Source organism: Gilliamella sp. A7 (assembly GCF_002142015.1).
Classification (GTDB): Bacteria; Pseudomonadota; Gammaproteobacteria; order Enterobacterales; family Orbaceae; genus Gilliamella; species Gilliamella apis_A.
In genome coordinates, this window is sequence record NZ_NASN01000007.1 from 38909 (window position 1) to 63134 (window position 24226).

Annotated in this window: 19 protein-coding genes; 10 read left to right on the forward strand and 9 right to left on the reverse strand. The window is 35.5% G+C overall.

Features of this window, described 5'->3' with window-relative positions; all coding sequences use genetic code 11:
- Positions 1–12: 12 nt before the first annotated feature.
- From B6D18_RS03525 to ilvA, 3 genes are all read left to right on the forward strand, one after another.
- Entirely contained in the window at positions 13–942 is a 930-nt protein-coding gene (locus tag B6D18_RS03525) for a branched-chain amino acid transaminase (protein ID WP_086363176.1), read from the forward strand.
- A 123-nt stretch (positions 943–1065) separates the two neighbouring features.
- Positions 1066–2916 carry a dihydroxy-acid dehydratase gene (ilvD, locus tag B6D18_RS03530; RefSeq protein ID WP_086363177.1) on the forward strand — a complete coding sequence of 617 codons (1851 nt, stop codon included), beginning with the start codon at positions 1066–1068 and terminating at the stop codon, positions 2914–2916.
- 1 nt (position 2917) lies between these two features.
- A complete protein-coding gene (gene ilvA / locus B6D18_RS03535; RefSeq protein WP_254048615.1) occupies positions 2918–4456 on the forward strand; it encodes a threonine ammonia-lyase, biosynthetic in 1539 nt (512 codons plus the stop codon).
- 639 nt (positions 4457–5095) lie between these two features.
- Here ilvA and B6D18_RS03540 read toward each other — a convergent pair.
- Positions 5096–6907: a hypothetical protein gene (locus B6D18_RS03540; protein ID WP_086363179.1), complete on the reverse strand. Its 1812-nt coding sequence runs from the start codon at positions 6905–6907 to the stop codon at positions 5096–5098.
- Positions 6908–7432: 525 nt separating this feature from the next.
- On the reverse strand, positions 7433–8083 hold the full coding sequence (locus tag B6D18_RS03545; RefSeq protein ID WP_086363180.1) for a hypothetical protein: 651 nt from the start codon (positions 8081–8083) through the stop codon (positions 7433–7435).
- Positions 8084–8444: 361 nt separating this feature from the next.
- Between B6D18_RS03545 and B6D18_RS03550 the strand changes: the two genes are divergently transcribed.
- On the forward strand, positions 8445–9437 hold the full coding sequence (locus B6D18_RS03550; RefSeq protein ID WP_086363181.1) for a Gfo/Idh/MocA family protein: 993 nt from the start codon (positions 8445–8447) through the stop codon (positions 9435–9437).
- A gap of 7 nt (positions 9438–9444) precedes the next feature.
- On the forward strand, positions 9445–10299 hold the full coding sequence (locus B6D18_RS03555) for a hypothetical protein (RefSeq protein ID WP_086363182.1): 855 nt from the start codon (positions 9445–9447) through the stop codon (positions 10297–10299).
- A 492-nt stretch (positions 10300–10791) separates the two neighbouring features.
- Here B6D18_RS03555 and B6D18_RS03560 read toward each other — a convergent pair whose 3' ends face one another.
- Entirely contained in the window at positions 10792–11715 is a 924-nt protein-coding gene (locus B6D18_RS03560; RefSeq protein WP_086363183.1) for an L-lactate dehydrogenase, read from the reverse strand.
- A 376-nt stretch (positions 11716–12091) separates the two neighbouring features.
- Between B6D18_RS03560 and B6D18_RS03565 the strand changes: the two genes are divergently transcribed.
- Genes B6D18_RS03565 through B6D18_RS03580 form a run of 4 tightly spaced genes read left to right on the forward strand, consistent with a single transcriptional unit; the run spans position 12092 to position 15566 of the window.
- Positions 12092–12970, forward strand: coding sequence for a metal ABC transporter substrate-binding protein (locus B6D18_RS03565; RefSeq protein ID WP_086363200.1), 879 nt, complete (start codon positions 12092–12094; stop codon positions 12968–12970).
- Positions 12970–13866 (forward strand): manganese/iron ABC transporter ATP-binding protein, encoded by an 897-nt coding sequence (locus tag B6D18_RS03570; protein WP_086363184.1) that lies wholly within the window; start codon positions 12970–12972, stop codon positions 13864–13866. Before B6D18_RS03565 ends, B6D18_RS03570 begins: the two co-directional genes overlap by 1 nt.
- Positions 13867–14733, forward strand: a complete 867-nt coding sequence (locus B6D18_RS03575; RefSeq protein ID WP_086363185.1) for a metal ABC transporter permease — start codon at positions 13867–13869, stop codon at positions 14731–14733.
- On the forward strand, positions 14730–15566 hold the full coding sequence (locus B6D18_RS03580; RefSeq protein ID WP_086363186.1) for a metal ABC transporter permease: 837 nt from the start codon (positions 14730–14732) through the stop codon (positions 15564–15566). Before B6D18_RS03575 ends, B6D18_RS03580 begins: the two co-directional genes overlap by 4 nt.
- A 59-nt stretch (positions 15567–15625) precedes the next feature.
- On the opposite strand, the gene dnaB is transcribed toward B6D18_RS03580, so the two are convergent.
- The 3 genes from dnaB to B6D18_RS03595 are packed head-to-tail and all read right to left on the reverse strand — an operon-like array spanning position 15626 to position 18897.
- Positions 15626–17050 (reverse strand): replicative DNA helicase, encoded by a 1425-nt coding sequence (gene dnaB, locus B6D18_RS03585; protein WP_086321043.1) that lies wholly within the window; start codon positions 17048–17050, stop codon positions 15626–15628.
- Between the two features lie 49 nt (positions 17051–17099).
- Positions 17100–17891 (reverse strand): tRNA pseudouridine(38-40) synthase TruA, encoded by a 792-nt coding sequence (gene truA, locus B6D18_RS03590; RefSeq protein WP_086363187.1) that lies wholly within the window; start codon positions 17889–17891, stop codon positions 17100–17102.
- The gene (locus tag B6D18_RS03595; protein ID WP_086363188.1) at positions 17878–18897 is read right to left on the reverse strand and encodes an aspartate-semialdehyde dehydrogenase; all 1020 of its coding nucleotides are present in this window, start codon (positions 18895–18897) and stop codon (positions 17878–17880) included. The genes truA and B6D18_RS03595 overlap by 14 nt, the downstream gene beginning before the upstream one ends.
- A gap of 178 nt (positions 18898–19075) precedes the next feature.
- Between B6D18_RS03595 and B6D18_RS03600 the strand changes: the two genes are divergently transcribed.
- Positions 19076–20125 (forward strand): LacI family DNA-binding transcriptional regulator, encoded by a 1050-nt coding sequence (locus B6D18_RS03600; protein WP_086363189.1) that lies wholly within the window; start codon positions 19076–19078, stop codon positions 20123–20125.
- A 30-nt stretch (positions 20126–20155) separates the two neighbouring features.
- Here the strand turns inward: B6D18_RS03600 and truB are convergent, their stop codons facing one another.
- The 3 genes from truB to infB all read right to left on the reverse strand — a co-directional run bounded on the left by truB (position 20156) and on the right by infB (position 24220).
- Positions 20156–21058, reverse strand: coding sequence for a tRNA pseudouridine(55) synthase TruB (gene truB, locus B6D18_RS03605; protein ID WP_216818827.1), 903 nt, complete (start codon positions 21056–21058; stop codon positions 20156–20158).
- Positions 21059–21124: 66 nt separating this feature from the next.
- Entirely contained in the window at positions 21125–21502 is a 378-nt protein-coding gene (gene rbfA, locus B6D18_RS03610) for a 30S ribosome-binding factor RbfA (protein ID WP_034882735.1), read from the reverse strand.
- A 66-nt stretch (positions 21503–21568) separates the two neighbouring features.
- Positions 21569–24220, reverse strand: coding sequence for a translation initiation factor IF-2 (gene infB, locus B6D18_RS03615; RefSeq protein ID WP_086363191.1), 2652 nt, complete (start codon positions 24218–24220; stop codon positions 21569–21571).
- Positions 24221–24226: the final 6 nt, after the last annotated feature.

Consider the following 24226-nt stretch of genomic DNA (forward strand, 5'->3'; position numbering starts at 1 on the left):
GGAAAACAAAAAATGGGTACTACAGCAAAATCTGATTATATTTGGTTCAATGGCGAAATGGTTCCATGGGCAGATGCGAAAATTCACGTAATGTCACATGCTCTGCATTATGGTACTTCAGTGTTCGAAGGTGTCCGTTGTTATGAAACAAATAAAGGGCCAGCAATTTTTCGTCATAAAGAACATGCACAGCGCCTATTAAATTCAGCTAAAATTTATCGTTTTCCTATTCCTTATTCACTTGAAGAAATTATGGAAGCAACCCGTCAAGTAATTAAGAAAAATAATTTAAAAAGTGCATACATTCGTCCATTAGCATTTATTGGCGATGTTGGTATGGGTGTTATTCCACCAGCAGGTTATCAAACAGATGTTATGATTGCCGCATTCCCATGGGGAGCCTACCTTGGTGAAGACGCCTTAGAACAAGGTATCGATGCAATGGTATCATCATGGAACCGTTTTGCTCCAAATACCATTCCTGCAGCAGCAAAAGCTGGTGGTAACTACTTATCGTCACTACTTATCGGATCTGAAGCTCGCGCTAATGGCTTCCAAGAAGGGATTGCATTAGACGTTAACGGTCAACTTTCAGAAGGTTCTGGTGAAAACCTATTCATCGTTAAAGACGGCATATTATTTACCCCATTACTATCATCATCTGCACTTCCAGGGATCACTCGTGATGCCATCATTACCCTTGCTCGTGATCTAGGTATTGAAGTACGTGAACAGACTCTGTCTCGTGAATCATTATATCTTGCTGACGAAGTGTTTATGACTGGTACTGCTGCCGAAATCACACCAGTACGCAGTGTTGACCGCATTCAAGTTGGTATTGGTCGTTGTGGCCCAATCACGAAACAAATCCAACAAACATTCTTCGGATTATTCGATGGTAAAACTGAAGATAAATATGGTTGGTTAGATCTAATTAAATAAGCATTGAGAAGAGCCGCCGATTAAGATTAATTCGGCGGTGTTATCGTTTTACTATTTATTAAGAACTCAAAAATGTACCGATAGAAATCGGTCGCTTGCATTAGGAAAAATTGGGAGCAACAAATGCCTAAATATCGTTCGGCAACCTCAGTTGAAGGTCGCAACATGGCAGGCGCCCGCGCCTTATGGCGTGCAACGGGCGTAAAAAATGAAGACTTTGGTAAACCCATCATTGCAGTGGTTAATTCATTCACACAATTCGTACCTGGCCATGTCCACTTAAAAGATATTGGTCAACTAGTGGCAAAAGAAATTGAAGCTTGTGGTGGTATTGCCAAAGAGTTTAATACTATTGCGGTTGATGATGGTATCGCTATGGGCCATGGTGGAATGCTTTATTCATTACCATCTCGAGAACTCATTGCCGATTCAGTTGAATATATGGTTAATGCACACTGTGCTGATGCTATGATCTGTATCTCAAACTGTGACAAAATTACCCCTGGGATGTTAATGGCGTCACTGCGTTTAAACATTCCAACTGTGTTCGTCTCTGGCGGTCCAATGGAAGCCGGTAAAACCAAGCTGTCGGATCAAATCATCAAACTCGACTTAGTTGATGCTATGATCCAAAGTGCTAACCCAAATGTTAGCGATGCCGACAGCGAAGCTATTGAACAATCAGCCTGCCCGACTTGTGGATCATGCTCGGGGATGTTTACTGCTAACTCAATGAACTGTTTAACCGAAGCATTAGGTCTCTCTTTACCGGGTAATGGCTCACTGATAGCCACCCACAAACAGCGTGAACAACTTTTCTTAAATGCGGCTAAGCGCATTGTTGAAATAACCAAACAGTATTACGAACATGATGATACAGCTTATTTACCTCGGTCAATTGCAACTAAAGCTGCTTATGAAAATGCTATGTCTCTTGATATCGCTATGGGTGGATCAACAAATACCGTATTACATTTACTTGCCACAGCGCAAGAGGGTGAAATAGACTTTACCATGTCAGACATCGACAGATTATCACGTAAAGTTCCTCATCTATGTAAAGTTGCGCCAAGCACCGCGATTTATCATATGGAAGATGTCCACCGTGCTGGTGGTGTAGTCTCTATCATGTCTGAATTGGACAAAGCAGGATTACTAAACCGTAACGTACATAACGTACTTGGTTTAAGTTTACAAGAAACCTTTGCCAAATATGATATTACTCAAACAACTGACGAAGCCGTCAAAAAAATGTATCGCAGTGGTCCAGCAGGCATTCGCACCACCAAGGCCTTCTCTCAAGATTGTTATTGGGATAGCTTAGATGATGATCGTGAAAATGGCTGTATTCGAGATAAAGCACATGCTTATAGTCAAGATGGTGGATTAGCAACCCTTTATGGTAACGTCGCCCAAGATGGCGCTATTGTAAAAACCGCCAGTGTTGCTGCCGAAAACCTACTCTTCCGTGGTCCGGCCAAAGTTTATGAAAGCCAAGAAGATGCCGTTGATGCAATTTTAGGAGGCAAAGTAGTGGCAGGCGATGTGGTAGTAATTGTCTACGAAGGACCAAAAGGTGGGCCAGGTATGCAAGAAATGCTTTATCCGACAAGTTACTTAAAATCAATGGGGCTTGGTAAAGCCTGTGCATTAATCACTGATGGTCGTTTTTCTGGTGGTTCATCAGGATTATCTATTGGTCACATTTCACCAGAAGCCGCTAATGGTGGGGTGATTGGTCTTGTGCGTGACGGTGATATTATCGATATCGACATCCCAAATCGTAAATTAGAGCTCATCGTACCAGAAGATGAATTAGAACGTCGCCGTGTCGCAGAACTTGCTCGTGGTGATAAAGCCTTTACTCCTCATAATCGTGACCGTTATGTCTCATATGCACTAAAAGCTTATGCTAGCTTAGCAACTAGTGCAGACAAAGGTGCGGTACGTGATAAAAGCAAATTAGGTGGTTAATGTGAATCAACAAGCTAACAAACTAACCGGCGCTGATTATTTAAAAGCTACGCTATGCAGTGCCGTGTATGATGTCGCTCAAGTGACGCCACTGGAACATATGGAAAAAATATCCACTCGTTTAAAAAATCAAATTTTTGTTAAACGGGAAGATCGTCAATTAGTCCACAGTTTCAAAATTCGTGGTGCTCAAGCTATGATAGCTAGCTTAACCCCCGAAGAGCGTAAATGCGGCGTAGTTGCCGCATCAGCCGGTAATCATGCCCAAGGCGTTGCATTTTCAGCAACTAAATTAGGGATTAAATCACTAATTGTCATGCCATTAAATACAGCTGATATCAAAGTCGAAGCCGTAAAAGGCTTTGGTGGTGAAGTACTACTTTATGGAGCCAATTTTGACGAAGCTAAAGCCAAAGCAATGGAACTGGCTAAGCAACAAAACCGGATTTTTATTCCACCTTTTGATCATCCATTAGTTATCGCAGGTCAAGGCAGTATAGCTATGGAACTGTTGCAACAAAATGCCAAGCTTGACCGCATTTTTGTTCCTGTCGGTGGTGGCGGACTCGCTGCTGGTATTGCCGTATTAATTAAGCAAATCATGCCATCAATCAAAGTGATTGCGGTTGAACCTGAAGATGCTGCCTGTTTGAAAGCGGCTTTAGTGGCTGGGCATCCAGTCGATCTTGATCGAGTTGGTTTATTTGCTGAAGGTGTTGCAGTTAAAAGAATTGGTGATGAAACATTTAGACTCTGTCAGCAATATATTGACGATATCATTACTGTTGATAGCGATGAAATCTGTGCGGCAGTTAAAGATCTATTTGACGATGTGCGTGCCATTGCAGAACCATCGGGTGCAGTAGCATTAGCTGGTCTTAAAAAGTATGTCGAACAGAATAACATTTGTGATGAAAATTTAGCCCATATTTTATCTGGCGCTAACTTAAACTTCCATAATCTACGATATATATCTGAACGTTGTGAATTAGGTGAAAAACGTGAAGTACTCTTAGCGGTAACTATACCTGAACAAAAGGGTAGCTTTTTAAAATTTTGCCAATTATTAGGTGGACGAGCAGTCACAGAATTCAACTACCGCTATCATGACGATAAATCAGCTTGCATTTTTGTTGGCGTTAAAATTGCTAGAAACAATGAAAAAGATGAAATCATGCAAGAACTCAGCGCAGCTGGTTATCAAGTAGTCGATCTCACTGATGACGAAATGGCCAAACTACATGTTCGTTATATGATTGGTGGTAAACCATGCCAACCTCTTAACGAGCAAGTTTACAGTTTTGAGTTTCCTGAATCACAAGGTGCATTGCTTAAGTTTTTACAAACGCTAGGTACTAATTGGAATATATCAATGTTCCATTATCGTAGTCACGGTACCGATTATGGCCGAGTACTAGCTGCTTTTGAAATTGATAAAGCCAGCCATACAACTTTTGCCAAACATTTAACCGAGTTGGATTATGGTTTTAATAATGAAACTGAAAATCCATCACTTAAACTATTTTTAACAAACCAATAAATAAAAAGCCCCTAACTGTACACCATCTAGTTAGGGGCTGACTGCTATGCTTGATAATCAACTACATTACCAACAATTAATATTTAAAATTATTGTGCTCTAATGTTATTTATAGTAATGATGTTATGACCGACTTATAATTGAAATATTTATTTAAATTAGATGCTAAATTATATTAATTATTTGTATCATCTTTATTCATTTATTGTAGTACGGCCATAAATTTCATATCACCTATTCGACTATATATTTCTCATTTCCAAGTTCAAATATAACGATATGCCTTTACATTTAACTCTAATAGCTATCATCCTTGCATTAAATTAATATCTATACAATGAATTATCACTATTGTATATTTATAAATTAAACGATTAACTTGTTCTGCATCTCAATGTTAGTAGCTATTAGCTAATTATTTCTCCAGTTTTTATTTATATCCATAAAGTTGTAGTTTTAATTTTAAATTAATTTTTATTATCGCTAAATAATGTAATACTTTATAAAACTGAGCAATTATCTTTGTTCGAAAAAATATAGATATGATTGGAGATGAATTTGTTCTAAAAATACTAAGTCATTCTCCCTCAAAATTTATTTTTGAGGGAGAATGACTAAATTATGAGAGTATTAACCAATTTATGGAATTACACACGCTGCACGTAAATTAGTTCGCGACTGAACTCTATCATAAATTGATATAACCCCAACAATATTATTGACCACTAAAGGTTCACCATTGTAAGGATATTCATAGGTTCCAATACTAGCACTCCAATAACTATCATTATCCCAATCACTTCCTGGATAACCTTGACAACGCGCGTTGCTATAACCATTAGATAAGCAGCCCCATTCATTATTTATTCCTCCTATCCAACGACCACCATCTTGATAACTAATTTGGCGAAGATAACTATTAGTTGGTCTATCGGGAATACCTCCTCCCCAAATAATATCTATCCAAGGATAATCAGATGTATCCCAATAATTATTATTTGTAAAATCATTCACATCCGCCAAACGATAACCGTTACCTAAACCAGAACAATAATTTTTAGCTTCAGATTGATAAGATAATGCTTGGTATTTTGTCCATCTAGTTGGATAACCACTACCATAAGTTACTCCGGGTTGAACAATGTACCAACGCATTAGCTTAAATTCATATAATAATTTACTCTTACTGCTATCTGCATACAATCTAAATGTAAGTGGACGAAAACTTTTATCACCTGAATTAAATCGAGGACCGATTAAAGTAACTTTTAATGCCGGCTCGATCATACCATAAGGCTTCATGCCAGATAAGGTATGGTGCCACTGTTGAGTTTGACTTACACTTAAAGATAAATGAACATTACCACCTTCTACAGCACTAACCAAGTTACCATTTGCATATAAAACATTTTCTGGTGTTATCCCACCTAATAATAAATAAAAGAATAAACCATGGGACCCGGTAGTTGGAAAGTTATTTTGTGTTACAGACCAAGAACCATTATAATTGCCACTATTGTGGGCATTTACTACCTTATAACCTTTACTTGGATAACCTCTATATTTACCATTTTCAAAATAAGGATTATCCCATAAAGGACCGTTAGTATAATATCCCGTTTGACTGGTATTATCTGACACTAAATTTGGTTGAATATAGCAAACTTTAGCTTGAGCTCTGTTAGGATTAATATAATAAGTATGACTACTAGCAGTAAAACTGCTTCTGTTAGGTTCACCATATAAAGTTTCTAATTCTCCATTATCAGCGCTTATTGTTAATCGATATGGGCCATCACATGGGCTAAATGAGATATTTGGATCGTTTTTGATCATTGATGTAATATCTTTGAAAGCATTACTGGAATTAAGATTGGAAACAGAAGGATCACGAATTTCCCATTTTAGGCGAATACGTCCCGTCGCAGTTGCTGTAACATTGCCATATTCAATAGCATAACCATCCCCATCATCATCACCAAAGTAGTTGTATGGTGGCCTAAGTAAATCAGACATATTAATAACTGGATAATTACTATTTCCCGCTGTTGATAGCGGCACAATAGTTTGAATATTTGCAATAGTATCATTTATATTAGGTAATTCGATTGGATTAAATATGCTTGATGAATCCTCGGCTGCATTAATAAATGTCCCATTAGATAAACCAATGCCTAATAATGCTTCTGTACTATCAATTTTAGTCCTACCACCATCATAAGTTAAATAAGGTCTACTACCATGAATAAAGTTAATAGTTGATGCACTTTCACTATAAGCTGAATTCATCATAACTATAAATAAACCAATAATCTCAAATAAATGTTGTAAAGGTTGTCTGAGAGATAATAAATAATTGCGATTTAGGCATTTCAACTTTTGCTTTGAACAACGAGTAGATAATGAAAATAATCTTTGCCATGTGAAAATTAAATATAATTTATCAACCATTAAAAACTTCCGTTATTTTGTTGATATCCTATTTATCATGGAGCTAGTATAGGTATACAAAAAAGTTTTAGCAAACTCTTGCTGGAAGAATTTTGTTAAGATATGTAATTAATTTTTAAGATTAAAAAGACTGTCCTCAGCTTTTTCTAAAACTAGTTATCTTTCCATATATTGCTATGAGATTTTAACTAAACCAGTTAATAAGAAAAGATTAATTATGTTCCAACCAACCTTTAAATATCATTCTATTGCCTACTAACTTGCTATATTCAATCATTAAGATGGTGAGTATTCGGTCTATAATCAATTACGCTATCTTAAAAATTCAGCAGATTTTATAAAGATTAATTTATCCAAAGATGGGACAATACTGGATATTTATTTAAGTGTCTTCTTTATTAGAAAAAGCGATTACATATTAGTTTAAGCTAAATTAGTTTATAAATAGATGTGGTTACTAAAATGATTTGATTAGCATTTATAAAATAAAAACCCTCAAGTTGAAGTGAGGGTTTTATTATTTTGCTATTTTTCTAACTTCATTCTATTGTTTAAATATTCATAAATAATTGAAATACCATTATCAAATGCAGACGATACTGAAACATCAGATAATTTAAAGGTGTTTTCTTTTCCAGATAACAGTGTGTAAGTCGATACAGTCATTGGCTTATCATTTAGATATGATGCATGAGCAACAATATCGACATTTTCGCTAGTATCATTTTTAAGTTTTATTGTTACTGATGGCTGTATTTTAGACATTCCTGACTTACTGACTTTGTCAATTTTAGTTTTTAAGTTTGTTGACATTTTTACCACCAGACCTCCACAAAAATCGGCATTAGCTAATTGGATATCACCAGTTAACTCTTTACCACCAACAGTAATAGGAATTTCAAATAACGCTTTTGAATCCATTTTTTCTCTATAACATTCAATATATTTGGCATCACCAAATACTTCGGTTATCCCCTTTTTAGCTTGGATTAAGCTAGATGATTCATTACGAGAATCTTTATAATCAGCACATGCTGTCACTTCTACAATTAATTTTGATGAAATAGTTTTCGCTGTATCGCTGTTTATATCACTTAAATTTACGGTTGGAGCCAATTCAACTTTACAACCAGATAATAAGACAACCGACATTAAAGAGATAAGTACTTTTTTCATGTATTACTTCCTTTTTATTAAAAATAATCTTATTAAGATTATTGGATTTAATAAGTAGTTTTTCGAGTTAAAATTTTAGTTTAGATTATATTACATATACATTACATGATAATGTTTAACATCAAAAAGGCAAATAACCGCTTTTTTGACAGTAATTTTGTAATTAGTTTTTTATTGATTGAAGTTATTTAACTATATGAGTATAAAAAAATAAAGCAAACAATTGAGGCTCCTTTGAAGAAATTACTACTTTTCAAAATAATCGGTTTTGCTATACTCCTTTTATCAAATTATCATAACGATTAAATATGGATCGTATAAATCGTTTCATTTACTAACCCAAACTACAAAAGGGTGTACAATGATTAAACTAGCAATAATTGGCACTAACTGGATAACGGAAAAATTCATTGATGCAGCCATACAAACCAATAAATATCAGCTAGTAGCTATATATTCACGTGATGTAAATAAGGCCAAAATTTTTGCCGAAAAATACCATGCTCGTCATTTTTTTGACAATTTATTACGATTAGCTAACCAGCCAAATATTGATGTAGTTTATATTGCCAGCCCAAACTCATTACATTTTTCGCAAGCGAAATTGATGTTAGAACACGGTAAAGATGTGATTTGTGAAAAACCATTAACATCTAATTATCAACAAACAAAAGCGTTAATAGATATTGCTGAACACAATCAACGTATTATTTTTGAAGCACTTAAAACTTACTATTTACCAAATTATCAATTAATTAAAAGTTATCTGCCAAAATTAGGCAAGATCCGTAAAGTTCTGTTGAACTATTGCCAATATTCTTCTCGTTATGATAGCTATTTAAATGGTAATAATCCCAACACCTTTAATCCTATATTTTCTAATGGTTCTTTGATGGATATTGGTATCTATCCACTCAGTTTTGGACTTAGCTTATGGGGTCAGCCACAACAATTTTATGCAACATCGAGTTTATTGGCATCTGGTGTTGATGCTCATGGCAGCGTATTATGCAATTATAACGATTTTGATATGATAATTTGGCACTCAAAAGTGACTAATTCTTATATCTCAAGTGAAATTCAAGGTGAAAATGGTGCGTTAGTTATCGATCACCTATCCACCTGTCATCAAGTCACCTTTCATCCTCACCAAGGTGAAGAAAAAATTATTAGCATAACGCAACAAAGTAATGAATTGTATTATGAGGCACTTGAATTTGCCAAACTTTATAAACAACGGACAATTGATCATCAAGGAATAGGTCTTTCTTTACTTGCTTCATCAATGTTAAACAAAATTAGGAAACAAATCGGCGTAAAATATCCCGCTGATAATTTTGAAATAAAAGAATAAGGTTACAATGATAAAATTTACTCTACTTTTTAGCTTACTATTCAGTTGGTTTTATACTAGTTACTCTTATGCAGGACCACAATATAATCAGCGCCAGCACTTCAAAACATTCAACGATTTTTATCAAAATTTGCCAATATTAAACATGCCATTCGATACCCATAATATGGATAACGGACAATATGTTGATAGTAAATTTTTTCATTTTGATGAAGATGATTATCGCTATTATGACAAACCTTCAGTTAAAGAGCAGTCCTATTATACCTTGCAAAATTTAACCGCTATTGGTCGTTTTGAAATAGATAATATTCGATTTGTTCTTTATCATTTTACTTTCGATAGTTTAGGAGAAGGTATTTTGGAGGATTTATATTTACTCAATGCATTTAATCAAGAAGGAGATTATTTGGATGAGCTGATACTTTCAGCGCATACCGGTCACGAAGATCATATATTTAACTATTCTGCTTTGGCTTTCGACAAATTATTTTATGTACATATCGCCGCTCATTATGAGCTAAATTATAGGATTGATGTGGTCGATAATGTTTACCATGCAGAATCCAACGCAAATATAACTTATCAATTTAGTGATAACCAATTTCAACGTAAACAACAATACCCTGATTGTACAAAATTTAATCTAAACGGTTATTTAGCTAAACTCACTAAACAACAATTTGCCTATGCTGAAGATATTGTCGCATTTGACGATTATTTAGCTTGTTACCCTATTTTTGAAAATCTAAAGATTTATAAAGAATTAGCATTTTATCTTGAAAACACTAATAGTACCTTTTTAAGTTCTTATGAATTTAAAAAATTAAATAATGTACTTAAAACTATCAACCAAAATTAAGAATAATAAAATATGACAATATTAGATATAAAAAATTTTCTCGAATTTTAAGCAGTGAGGGATATAATCAAGTCAATTAAAACAGAAAAAATTATCAAGAATCATAGGCGACAATTGACCCTCATTTTAATTGAAATATGAATTAAGCTATCCATATTGTGATTTTTATAAATCATGACATCATTCATTGAAAATTATGAAAATGAACATTTCCCAATTTTGCCAGCTGATCCAATTGAATAAATAAAATTCATAATGGGTCTATAAGGATTAGTCACTGAGGATTTAGTTAATACGATTGAACACCCCAATCGAGATTATGAAATTTTAAATGGAAAACATCAATTTCCTTAACAACGATAAAAAATCAAAATTGTATATTTAATATTTTATTTGAAAGCTTAATTAGATAATTGGCATTGAAGTAAAATTGGGCGTAATCAATAACTGATTATAATTCTGAAAACGCCCCCATAATCAAATTTTTAACGATTACAAATTAATATGAGCAATATATCCTTTCACAATATTGACACTATTAGTAAATAATTGTTTTTCGTTGTCATTAAAATCGAGTTCAATAACTTTCTTAATACCATGTTGATCTAAAATTGCCGGTACGCCTATTGCCAAATCTTTATAACCATACTCACCATCTAATACACAACTAAGTGCTAATGCTCGGTGACTATTGGTAAAAATATGTTGGCAGATCTCTGCAATAGTACTAGCTATACCATATTCAGTACAATGCTTATATTTGGCTATTTCAAAGCCTTTGTTTTTTGCTTTTAGCCCAATATCATTAAAATCGATGTTTTTACTTTCTAAATCGTTGAGATTGATACCATAAACCGATGAGTGTGACCAAACTGGAAATTGGGAATCACCATGCTCGCCCACAATAAATGCATCAATACTTTGTGGTCCAATATTCATCTGTTCTCCTAATAGTCGTCGTAAACGCACAGTATCAAGCCAAACACCAGTACCAATAACTCTATGACGAGGTAAACCAGATAACTTCCAAACTTGATAAGTAATCGCATCACATGGATTGGTAGCAATTAAGAATATTCCTTTAAAGCCACTTTTCATCATACTAGGAATAAGATTAGCCATAATTTTAGACGTACCTACAAGTTCTTCAGCCCTGCTTTTTTGCGCTAATCCGGAGGTAACAGTAATAACTGCAATATCAATATCCGCACAGTCCGTCGATTCACGCAAACTGACTTTAATCATATTTTGTCGATAGGCTGCGGCGTCTAATAAATCTTGTCCATGACCGTAAGCTAAATCCTTATTAAGATCAACTAGTGCAATTTCTTCACAAAAGCCACGATTGACCAATGTATAAGCGGTAGTTGAACCAACATTACCTACACCAATAACCATTACTTTACGTAGTTTCATGTTTAACCTCGTTAGTTTTAAGTTGTAATTGGACTGTATTATGAGATATTACAATTATCATTAAGTCTAACACTACATTAGCTATCAATCTAATAGATGTATCTATCTACGCTTTTTTTGTATCTTTATTTAACATTAATAGAATTAGTTATAAAAAATAATTTGACTTTCATTAATTAAATGATAATAATTCTCATTAACATTTAAATGTTATGATTTTGTTATTAATAATTTATTTAGAAAATGATTTCATTCATTTCTGATTAGTTTTATCTATAACTTATTTTTGTATTTCGATCTAGCTTGAGCAAGTAGTATTAATAAGGATTCGCTAATGAAATTTAATTTTTTTAAAAACCGCAAAGCGTTATTAAACATGATATTAACATCATTGTTAGTTTTAACTGGCTTAGCTAATTCAGCATCGGCTGATGAAAAGAAATTTAAAGTGGTTACCACATTTACCGTCATTCAAGATATTGCCCAAAACGTTGCCGGTGATGCAGCAATTGTTGAATCCATTACCAAAGTAGGAGCCGAAATTCATGAATACGATCCTACCCCAAAAGATATTACTAAAGCTCTTTCAGCCGATTTGGTGCTTTGGAATGGTTTAAATTTAGAACTTTGGTTTAAACGCTTTTTTGAGGATATTAAAGATGTACCTTCAGTTGTAGTTACAGAAGGAATCGATCCTATGCCAATTCAAGAAGGCAGTTATAAAGGTAACCCAAATCCACATGCTTGGATGTCACCAACCTTAGCTTTAACCTATATTGAAAATATTCGAGCCGCTTTTGTTAAATATGATCCTAAAAATGCCGAAACCTATAATAAGAATGCAGCAGATTATGTAGCTAAAATTAAAGCGCTAGATGCCCCACTTCGTGAGCGTTTAGCTAAAATTCCAGAATCACAACGTTGGTTAGTGACCAGTGAAGGGGCATTCAGTTATTTAGCGCGTGATTATAATCTTAAAGAAGCTTACTTATGGCCAATTAATGCCGAGCAGCAAGGTACCCCCAAACAAGTAAAGAATCTTATTGATTTAGTTCGAGCGAATAATATTCCTGTCTTATTTAGTGAAAGTACCATTTCAGATAAACCAGCTAAACAAGTCAGTAAAGAAACCGGTGCTAAATACGGTGGTGTGTTATATGTTGATTCACTTTCAACTAAAGATGGCCCCGTACCAACTTATATCGATTTATTAAAAGTGACTGTTGAAACAATCGCTAAAGGATTTGAAAAATAATGACTCAAATTTGCTTAAATGTTGATGATATTACCGTGACTTATAATAACGGTCACACCGCAATTCATGATGCAAGCTTTCGTTTAAATGGTGGCACAATTTGTGCACTGGTTGGCGTTAATGGTAGTGGTAAATCAACACTATTTAAAAGCATTATGGGAATGATAAAACCAACTAAAGGACAAGTGACTTTTAATAATATTTCAGTAAAACAAGCATTGAAGCAAAATATTATTGCCTATGTTCCACAAACTGAGGAAGTCGATTGGGATTTTCCGGTTTTAGTTTCTGATGTAGTAATGATGGGACGCTATGGTCACATGTCTTTTTTGCGAATACCAAGTAAAGAGGACAAAACACAAGTCGATTTGGCGCTAGAACGGGTCAATATGTTGGATTTTAAACACCGACAGATTGGTCAACTTTCTGGTGGTCAAAAAAAACGTGTTTTTTTAGCAAGAGCTTTGGCTCAGCAAGGTAAGGTATTGTTGTTAGACGAGCCATTTACTGGCGTAGATGTTAAAACAGAAAATGCCATTATCGATCTGCTTAAAGATCTTCGTGATGAAGGCCATTTAATTTTGGTTTCTACCCACAATTTAGGTAGCGTACCTGAATTTTGTGATCAAGTGGTGTTAATTAACCAAACTGTATTGGCTTTTGGCGAAACCAAAACCACCTTTACACCACAAAATTTGATGACAACTTTTGGTGGTGCATTACGTTATTTAAGCTTGTCAGGTGAACAATTGCATGAGGATGAAGATCCTCGCAAGATGTCGATTTTAACTGATGATGAACGTGCTGCTGTATTTTACGGTGAAGGTGGCGATAGTTCACCTCATCAAGATTTATTAGTCGAACCAACGATAATTGAACCTAAAGGGCAAAACTAAATGGAACTACTTCTGGAACCTTTTACCTATGGCTTTATGTTAAAAGCAATTTGGGTAAGTAGTATAGTTGGCGCCGCTTGTGCATTTTTATCAGCGTTTTTGATGTTAAAAGGCTGGTCTTTAATGGGTGATGCCCTTTCCCACTCTGTAGTACCTGGTGTAGCTGGTGCCTATGCGATCGGCTACCCTTATTCGGTTGGGGCGTTTTTTACAGGATTGTTGGCAGCTTTATCAATAATCATTGTCCGTGCTTTTACCCGTTTAAAAGAAGATGCAATTATAGGTTTTATCTTTTCCACCTTTTTTGCTATTGGCCTTTTAATCATCTCATTAAATCCAACCTCAATTAATGCCCAAACTATTATTTTTGGAAATATTTTGGGAATTGATGATAGTGATATGAGACAAGTGCAAATCATCATTTTGGTTTCGTTTATTTTGTTACTCTTATTCTGGAAAGATCTGTTAGTGGTGTTTTTTGATGAAACACATGCACGCTCTATTGGTTTAAAACCATTACCATTAAAGATTCTATTTTTCACTATTTTAAGTGCATGTACAGTTGCAGCTCTGCAAACTGTGGGGGCAATATTAGTCATTGCGATGGTGGTAACGCCAGGCGCAACCGCTTACTTACTCACTGATAGGTTTACAAGGTTATTAATTATTTCTGTGGTTATTGGTGCATCAACTAGTGCAATTGGCGCTTGGATAAGTTATTTTTTAAATGGCGAAACCGGTGGCGTGATTGTGACACTACAAACCTTAATCTTTTTGACTGCTTTCTTCTTTGCGCCAAGACAAGGATTGATTTCCAACCGTCGTCGAATTAGACAAGCAAGACGCATTAAAGGGGAAGCAGTATGACAATATTATGGGAGCTTATCTATCATCCCCTGACAATTCCTTTTGTTCAACGAGCCATTTTCGCCGCTTTAGCTACAGGAATTGTTTGTGCCTTGCTGTCGTGCTTTTTAGTATTAAAAGGCTGGTCATTAATGGGCGATGCTATTTCTCATGCAGTATTACCTGGTATTGTACTCGCTTATTTAATAGGGATCCCCCTAATGATAGGAGCGTTTGCTTCAGGATTATTTTGTTCTGTCGCCACCGGTTATATTAAGGAAAACAGTCGAATTAAAGAAGATACCGTGATGGGTATTGTTTTTTCGGGAATGTTTGCCTTCGGCTTGGTGCTATTTTCTAAAGTAGAAACATCTCAACACTTAAACCATATTCTATTTGGTAGCGTATTAGGTACCAGTTATCAAGAATTAATACAGATTATTGCGATTGCAGGCATTGTTTCAGTTATAGTGATTGTTAAGCGTCGAGATTTAATGCTGTACTGCTTTGATGCCGTACAAGCCAAAGTGGTTGGTTTACCAGTTAAATTATTGCATTACGGTTTATTAAGTATTTTAGCATTAACCATTGTTGGATCACTAAAAGCCGCAGGTGTTATATTGGTTATTGCAATGCTAATTGCACCTGGTATCACTGCATTTTTATTAACTAAACGTTTTGAGAAAATGTTAATAATTGCCGTGATTGTATCGGTTTTTTCGACAGTAACGGGCACATTAATCAGTTTTCATTTAGATGCATCTACCAGTGCTTGTATTGTGATTTTACAGGCGTTTATCTTTATTGTTGCTCAGTTTTATCGAGTCTATGCTAACCATAAGATAAAGCGTTAATTGCTCTAGTGTAAATGTTATATTTTTTCACATTTACACTAGTTATTTAGTTGATTTTATTATTCATCATCTAAATATTTACCGGCATCAGCATAATTATCAAATCTTGAAAATTGACCTTGGAATTTTAATCTCACTTTACCTATTGGGCCATTACGCTGTTTACCTAAAATGATTTCGGCAATACCTTTATGTTCCGAAGCTTCATTATAGACTTCATCACGATAGATAAACATAATCACGTCAGCATCTTGTTCAATAGATCCTGATTCACGTAAGTCAGAGTTAACAGGTCGTTTATCGGCACGTTGCTCTAAGCTACGGTTAAGCTGAGAAAGTGCAACAACTGGAATTTGCAATTCTTTTGCTAATGCTTTTAATGAGCGTGAAATTTCAGCGATCTCAAGTGTTCGGTTTTCAGAAATATTAGGTACACGCATAAGCTGTAAATAATCGACCATGATCATACTTAATCCTTTATGTTCACGATAGATTCGCCGTGCTCGTGAACGCAACTCCATAGGTGTTAATCCTGATGAGTCATCGATATAGATATTTTTCTTCTCAAGGAGTAAGCCCATAGTGCTCGATATCCTAGCCCAGTCATCATCTTGTAGTTGACCAGTACGAATACGAGTTTGGTCGACACGTGATAGCGATGCTAACATACGCATCATAATTTGCTCTGACGGCATCTCAAGACTAAAAATAAGAACCGGTTTTTCTTGCATCATGGCGGCATTTTCACAAAGATTCATAGCAAATGTCGTTTTACCCATTGATGGACGAGCAGCAATAATAATTAAATCTGAACGTTGTAAACCTGCAGTTTTCTTGTCTAGGTCAAGGAAGCCTGTTGATACTCCAGTCACTCCATCATGTGGGCGTTGGAATAGTTCTTCAATTTTTGCTACCGTAGCTTCAAGCACATCGGTAATATTTTTAGGCCCTTCACCTTGCTTGGTACGACTTTCGGCAATTTGGAAAATTTTGCTTTCAGCTAAGTCTAAAATTTCCGTACTATCTCGACCTTCAGTTGAATAGCAGTTGTCGGCTATTTCATTTGAAGCACTAATCAGTTCACGCAATATAGCTTGTTGACGAATAATATCGGTATATGCAACCACATTAATCGCACTAGGGGTATTTTTAGAAAGTTCAGCTAAATACGCAAATCCACCAACATCGATCAGTAAATCCTTACTTTCTAAACTTTCAGAAAGTGTTATTAAATCTATCGGAGTGCCACGACTGACTAAGGTATGCATTTCTGAAAATATTAATTGATGATGGCGAGAATAAAAATCACGGTCAGTAATCATTTCTGCGACAACATCCCAACGTTGATTATCCAACATTAGGCTACCAAGTACAGCTTGTTCTGCCTCAATAGAGTGAGGCGGCAACTTTATATTTTGCAGTTTTGATTTTTTTGCGTCTTGATTTTTGAGTTCTTTATTCGAACTTGTTTCATCATTTTTCATTGCATTCATCTTTGTGTTTTTAAATTAATTTAACCTATAACTAATTCGCTTACTGTATAAATAATGGACCTAAAGCGCAATTAGGAATTTGATATTCTAATGGATAATCCACCTGAACCAAATATAATCCTTCAGGTTTTGCCGTTGCTGCTGCTTGGGTACGATCTTTTGCCACTAATAAAGCTTCGATCCATTGTGGTGATTGGTTACCAGCACCAACTTCCAACAAACTGCCAACAATATTACGCACCATATGGTGAACAAAAGCATTAGCTTTAATATCGACAACAACATATTCACCCTGTCTTGTAACTTCAATATGGTGAATATTACGCCATGGAGTCCGTGACTGACATTGCGCAGCTCTAAATGATGAAAAGTCATTTTCACCTAATAAATATTGTGCTGCTTGATGCATGAGTTTTTCATTTAATGGCAAATAATAATGTGACACACCTTTAGCTAAAATAGCCGGACGATAACGATGATTATAAATGATATATCGATAACGGCGAGCTGTTGCGCTAAATCTAGCATGAAAACTATCATCAACACTTTTTGCCCAGCGTACAGCGATATTGTCAGGAAGATGGGAATTGACTCCCATTGTCCATGCTCCTTCAGCACGCTGAGCAGTGGTTTCAAAATGAATGACTTGCCCTGTTGCATGGACTCCGGCATCAGTTCTCCCTGCGCAAAATACCGCGATAGGTTCATTAGCGATTACTGACAAGGCTGATTCTAATCTTTGTTGTACTGAATCAACATGCTGTTGACGTTGCCAACCAAAATAACCGCTACCATCATATTCAATACCTAAGGCAATCTTACAGGTAGTCATTAATTAAGATCTCTAACGTCTCGATTAACATTAAACCACCTAAATAACGGACATTATCCGCCACTGACCAAAATTGAATTTGCTCATAATTACCATAACTGTGTCGTAAATTAGCAAGTTTGATCGTCAGATTACTTTCAGAATCAGTATTTACTTCGGTTACCGGTGTTGGTAAATCTTCACTTTTTACTTCAACGCCAAATTCACCAAAACGGGCCATATCTAATTCAATTGGTAAACTGCTTGAAACATTAACCGCTTGAGCCAATCCATAAAATACGGGAACAATAACTGATTCAATAGAGATAGGTAAATCATAATTGCTTATCACTTTACGAATTTGATTAATTTGTGAGTGTTCACCTAAACTTAAGTGGTCAGACTCATGAGAAACAGGTAACAAATTAAAAGCAAGTTGATTGTCAAACAGTTGATTATCAACAGGCATACCATTTAGTAACCGAGCACTTTGCCCAGCAAGTTCGTCAACACCTGGTTTGCCATATAATGAAGAAGGAATAAAACTACTTAAATGTAAATTAGTCAATAACTGAATATCCGTTAGCGAAGCAACACAGCGTAGTAATTGTGAAACGGTAGGGCTAGCAACAGCTATAATGTTTTCATTGCGATATTCGGTTAATACACTGTTATTTACTTTCGGTACAATTAATGGAATATGATCCTGATCAGCAAAAAAACCACTAGCATCAATAACGATACAGCCTGCTTGCGCTGCTGTTTGAGCATATTTTTCACTGGTTTTACTGCCGGCAACAAAAAAAGCAAAATGGCATTGACTCCAATCCATCTGCTCACTATCCATTACCGTTAAATTTTTACCAGCAAAACGCACCACTTCGCCAGCGCTGTTATCACTACCAATTAGGTAAAGATTATCAATTTCAAAACTTTTTTCTGGTGAGCTATGTTCTTGTAATAACTCAACCAACGCAGAGCCTACTTGGCCTGTTGCACCAACAATAGCTATATTCCATGCAGTCATATATTAAACCCAAATTAAAAAAATATAGCAGCAATTATACCACTATATTGCCAACTATTTTGCAAAAAGATGTTTTCTAACTTTGGAATCTTGCTCGAAAAAATAGATATTAGCTAATTACAAATTCGTTGTTCTTCGTTAAAGTGATTTTATCTGTTGTTCTGTTACAGTGAGAATTATGTCAAAAGTTACATTATCAGCGATTGCGAAAAAAGCTAAGGTCTCGGTGGCATCGGTATCTAGAGTACTAAGAACTCCTAATATGACATCGTCACAAACCCAATCTATTGTTTATCAAGCTATGAAAGCTTTAAATGTTGATTTGTCTAAAAACTTGAAAGACTACCAACTCAATCATTCCAGTAATAGAATATTAATTATTGATAATCAACTTATTTCAAAAAGTTTAATCAATTTTGGTATTGAACAAGCTTTATGTGAAGTTAAATTACAATTTTATTATTTACAATTTTCTTACCAAGACGACAGTGATATTTATCATTTGATTCAGTACATTACTCAAAATCGTTTTATTGGTATTTTAATAATTAATCAAGCACCTTATTTAGACAATCTGTATGGTTATAAAAAATCATTACCGCCAATGGTATTTGTGAATCATTTTAAACATAATTTTTCTTGTGTCTATTTTGATCATCTCACAATTGGTTTTAAAACAACGCAACAGTTAATTAAAAATGGCAACCAACGGATCGCTATTTTTATTAATAGCGATAAAAGCATCAACTCATCATTTTTCCTACAAGGTTATCAACAATCCTTACAACGACATAATTTACCAATTGATCCTGACTATATCATTCAAGGCTGTTTAACTTATGAACATGGTCGAGATGCAATTAAAACCTTATTAAATAGTAATAAACCACCAACAGCTATTATTTTTGAGGATTTAAGCAGTTTATCTTTCTTCGATTCAGATAGTTATCATGCACAAAATTATTTATCTTGTTATCGTTCTCTATTTGGCGCCTTACATCAAGTCAACAAAAGCCAATCAAATCTATTAAAACCACTGTCAATTGCTTATATTAGCCATAGCAATGAATATCAATATAATGAGTTGGATAAACTGAATAGAATTAATAAACCACTCTATGAAATGGGCAATAAATCAGTACACTTACTTTGTGATTTACTTAAACAAAATATGACATCGTTAGCACGATGCCATATTATTGAAACCGAAGCTTTTTTTATCAACTAATTATTTGTTAATAAAAGGTAGTTAAAAAAGTTAAGAAGTTGAAATCAATCTTTTAGGTGACAATTTATCCAATAGTTGTATACCTGCACCAATAAATTGCTGATCTTGATAAATTCTAACTAAAGTTTCTACTGCTACACTGTCAGCTAATTTGATAGTTCTACCTAATAAGATATCGCTACCTTGACTATCATTCAATTGCACTTTCGGACTATCTTGTAATGGACTATCTACCGGCATGAGTAATTGTGTTTTATCAGTAATATTTTGTAATTCATCCAAGCTAATCATTTTATCAATTGGATAATTTGACACTTGCAAACGTCTTAAATAAATCACATGAGCTCCACAACCTAGTAACTCACCTAAATCATCAATGATAGTACGGATATAAGTCCCTTTTGAACAATGGATCTCTAACGTTAATTCCTGTTTAGCCGAATCGTATTGAATAAACTGGTGTTCGTAAACCGTGATCGGTCTGGCTTCCCGCTCAATGACAATACCTTGACGAGCATATTCATAAAGCGGCTTACCTTGATATTTTAAAGCAGAAAACATGGTGGGAACTTGTAAAATATCACCACGAAAATGAGTTAATGCTTGCTCAATTTGAAGTTGAGTAACATCAACGGATTTGGTACAGATTATTTGCCCATCAGCATCAGATGTGTCTGTACGCTCACCCAATTTAGCAATTACTCGATAACGCTTGTCAGAATCTAATAAGTATTGTGAAAATTTAGTTGCTTCGCCAAAACAAATCGGTAACATTCCTGTTGCTAAAGGATCGAGAGCACCAGTATGGCCTGCCTTCTTAGCATTAAATAGTCTTTTCACTTTTTGTAAGGCATCATTTGATGTCATGCCTTGTGGTTTGTCTAATAACAAAACGCCGTGAACATCACGGCGAATTTTTTTTATATTCATCATGGATATTTAAATTGAAACGGATAACACTCCTCAATATTTTTTACAAAAATTGAGTGCTTTTAATTATTAATCTTTATGACGTTCGTTGTCTTGCTTAATCACATCAGAGACTAAACTAGACATCTGCATACCTTTGACAAGCGATTCATCATAGAAGAATTTAATTTCAGGAATAATTCGTAAACGCATGGCTTTACCGATCAACGTTCGAATATACCCTTTTGCATCATTTAAGACATTCAACCCTTGTTCAATAACTTGAGGATCATCATCATTTAAAAAAGTGACAAATACTTTGGCATAAGAGAGATCACGTGAAATATCTACACCAGAAACAGTCACCATGCCTAAGCGTGGATCTTTGATTTCACGCTGTAAAATAATCGCAATCTCTTTTTGTAATTCATGTCCAACTCGAGATGATCGATTAAATGCTTTTGCCATATTTATTTTCCTTAAAATGTGAATAAGCAAGGCTAAAACCTTGCTTATAACATGTTAACGTATTAATTAAATAGTACGTTTGATTTCAACAGTTTCAAAGACTTCGATATTATCACCAACACGAACATCGTTATAGTTACGAACACCAATACCACATTCCATACCATTACGAACTTCGTTAACATCATCTTTGAAGCGACGTAGTGATTCAAGTTCGCCTTCATAGATAACCACGTTATCACGTAATACACGAATTGGATTATGACGTTTAACTACGCCTTCAGTTACCATACAACCAGCTATTGCACCAAATTTAGGTGATTTAAACACATCACGTACTTCGGCAAGGCCAATAATTTCTTGCTTATATTCTGGAGCAAGCATACCGCTCATTGCTTGTTTTACTTCATCAATAAGATCATAAATAACTGAATAATAACGTAAGTCTAAGTTTTCAGCCTCTACAACTTTACGCGCAGATGCATCAGCACGAACGTTGAAACCTAAAATGATCGCATTAGATGCTGCAGCAAGTGATGCGTCAGTTTCAGTAATACCACCTACACCTGAACCAATGATTTTAACTTTAACTTCATCAGTAGATAGTTTAAGTAATGAATCAGAAATTGCTTCAACGGAACCTTGTACGTCAGCTTTAAGGACGATATTAAGTTCAGATACATCACCTTCAGTCATGTTAGTAAACATGTTTTCAAGTTTAGCTTTCTGTTGACGAGCTAGTTTAACATCACGGAATTTACCTTGACGATATAAGGCTACCTCACGAGCTTTCTTTTCATCACGAACTACGGTCGCTTCATCACCTGCTGACGGTACGCCAGAAAGACCTAAAATCTCAACCGGAATTGAAGGACCAGCTTCAGTAACTTCTTTACCTAATTCGTTACGCATCGCACGAATACGGCCATATTCGAAACCACATAGTACAATATCGCCTTTACGTAAAGTACCTGATTGGACCAGCACAGTTGCCACTGAACCACGACCTTTATCAAGGAATGATTCAATAACTACACCACTAGCCATACCTGTTTCATAAGCAGTAAGCTCAAGAACTTCCGCTTGTAACAGAATCGCTTCTAATAATTGGTCAATACCAGTACCCGCTTTTGCTGAAACATGAACAAATTGAGTATCCCCACCCCAATCTTCTGACATAACGCCATATTGAGCTAGTTCACCTTTAACGCGATCTGGATCGGCTTCAGGTTTATCAATTTTGTTAACCGCAACGACAATTGGTACATTAGCGGCTTTAGCATGCTGAATCGCCTCGATGGTTTGTGGCATCACACCATCATCTGCTGCAACAACTAACACCACAATATCCGTTGCTTTAGCACCACGAGCACGCATTGAAGTAAATGCAGCATGGCCCGGGGTATCTAAGAAGGTGATTTCACCACTTGAGGTTTTAACATGGTAAGCACCGATATGCTGGGTAATACCACCGGCTTCACCTGAAGCAACTTTCGCTTTACGAATATAGTCAAGAAGAGATGTTTTACCATGGTCAACGTGTCCCATAATAGTCACAACTGGAGCACGTGAAACTTTTTCAGCACCAGTATCACGGTCGCTCATTAGTGATTCTTCAAGTTCGTTTTCACGACGAAGTACCACTTTGTGTCCCATTTCTTCAGCAACCAATTGTGCTGTTTCTTGGTCAATAACCTGATTAATAGTTGCCATTGCACCCATTTTCATCATGGTTTTGATAACTTCTGAGCCTTTCACAGCCATTTTGTTGGCTAGCTCGGCAACAGTAATGGTTTCACCAATAACCACATCTCGGTTAACAGCCTGAACTGGTTTGTTAAAGCCTTGTTGTAAAGTACTTTTGCCTTTTTTCTTATGGTTACCACGAGTTACAGCTCGAGCTTCTTCACGTTCAGCTTTACCTTCAGATAATTTACTGGCTTTTTTCTGTTTAGCCTGTTTAGTACCTCGACCACGACCTCGGCCGCCTTCGACTTCACGATCGGTATCATCTTCAGCCGCACGAGCATATTTAGAGGTAGTTACGTGATAATCTTCATCATCACTGTTATTATTGGTTTCTTCTGTTTCGTTATATTGTTCAGCAAGTTTACGCGCTTCTTCCGCCATACGTTTGGCTTCTTCTTCAAGTTTACGGCGGTTTTCTTCTTCAGCTTTACGTTTAATTTCGTTAGCTTCAGCTTCTAAACGTGCTTTTTCTTCTTGTGCTTTTTTCACTTTTGGATCAGCTGCTTGTTCTTGAGCTGCTTTAGCCTTTTGTTCTTGACTACGCTTTTTAGCTTCTGCTTCTTCACGTTTCTTTTGTTCTTCAGCAGCTAATTTTGCCTTTTCTTCAGCTTCTTTACGCGCTTTTAACTCAGCTTCTTGTTGCGCTTTTTGTTCTGCTTCAAGACGTGCTTTTTCTAATTCAGCTGGATCTTGTTTAACAATAGTTCGTTTTTTACGAACTTCAACTTTAATTTCTTTGCTTTTACCACCGCCACTTGACACATTCAATGTTGAATGTGTTTTACGTTGTAGTGTTAATTTTGTTGGGCCTTGCTGAGGATTTAAATGCGCAAGCAAAGCTTCTTTTTCCTTTTGGGTAACAGAATCAGATGCAGTTTTTTTAATACCAGCATCAGCAAACTGTTGCAAAAGCGTTTCCACTGGAGTTTTTATCTCTTGAGCCAGTGTTTCGATTGATACTTTGGTCATGTATTA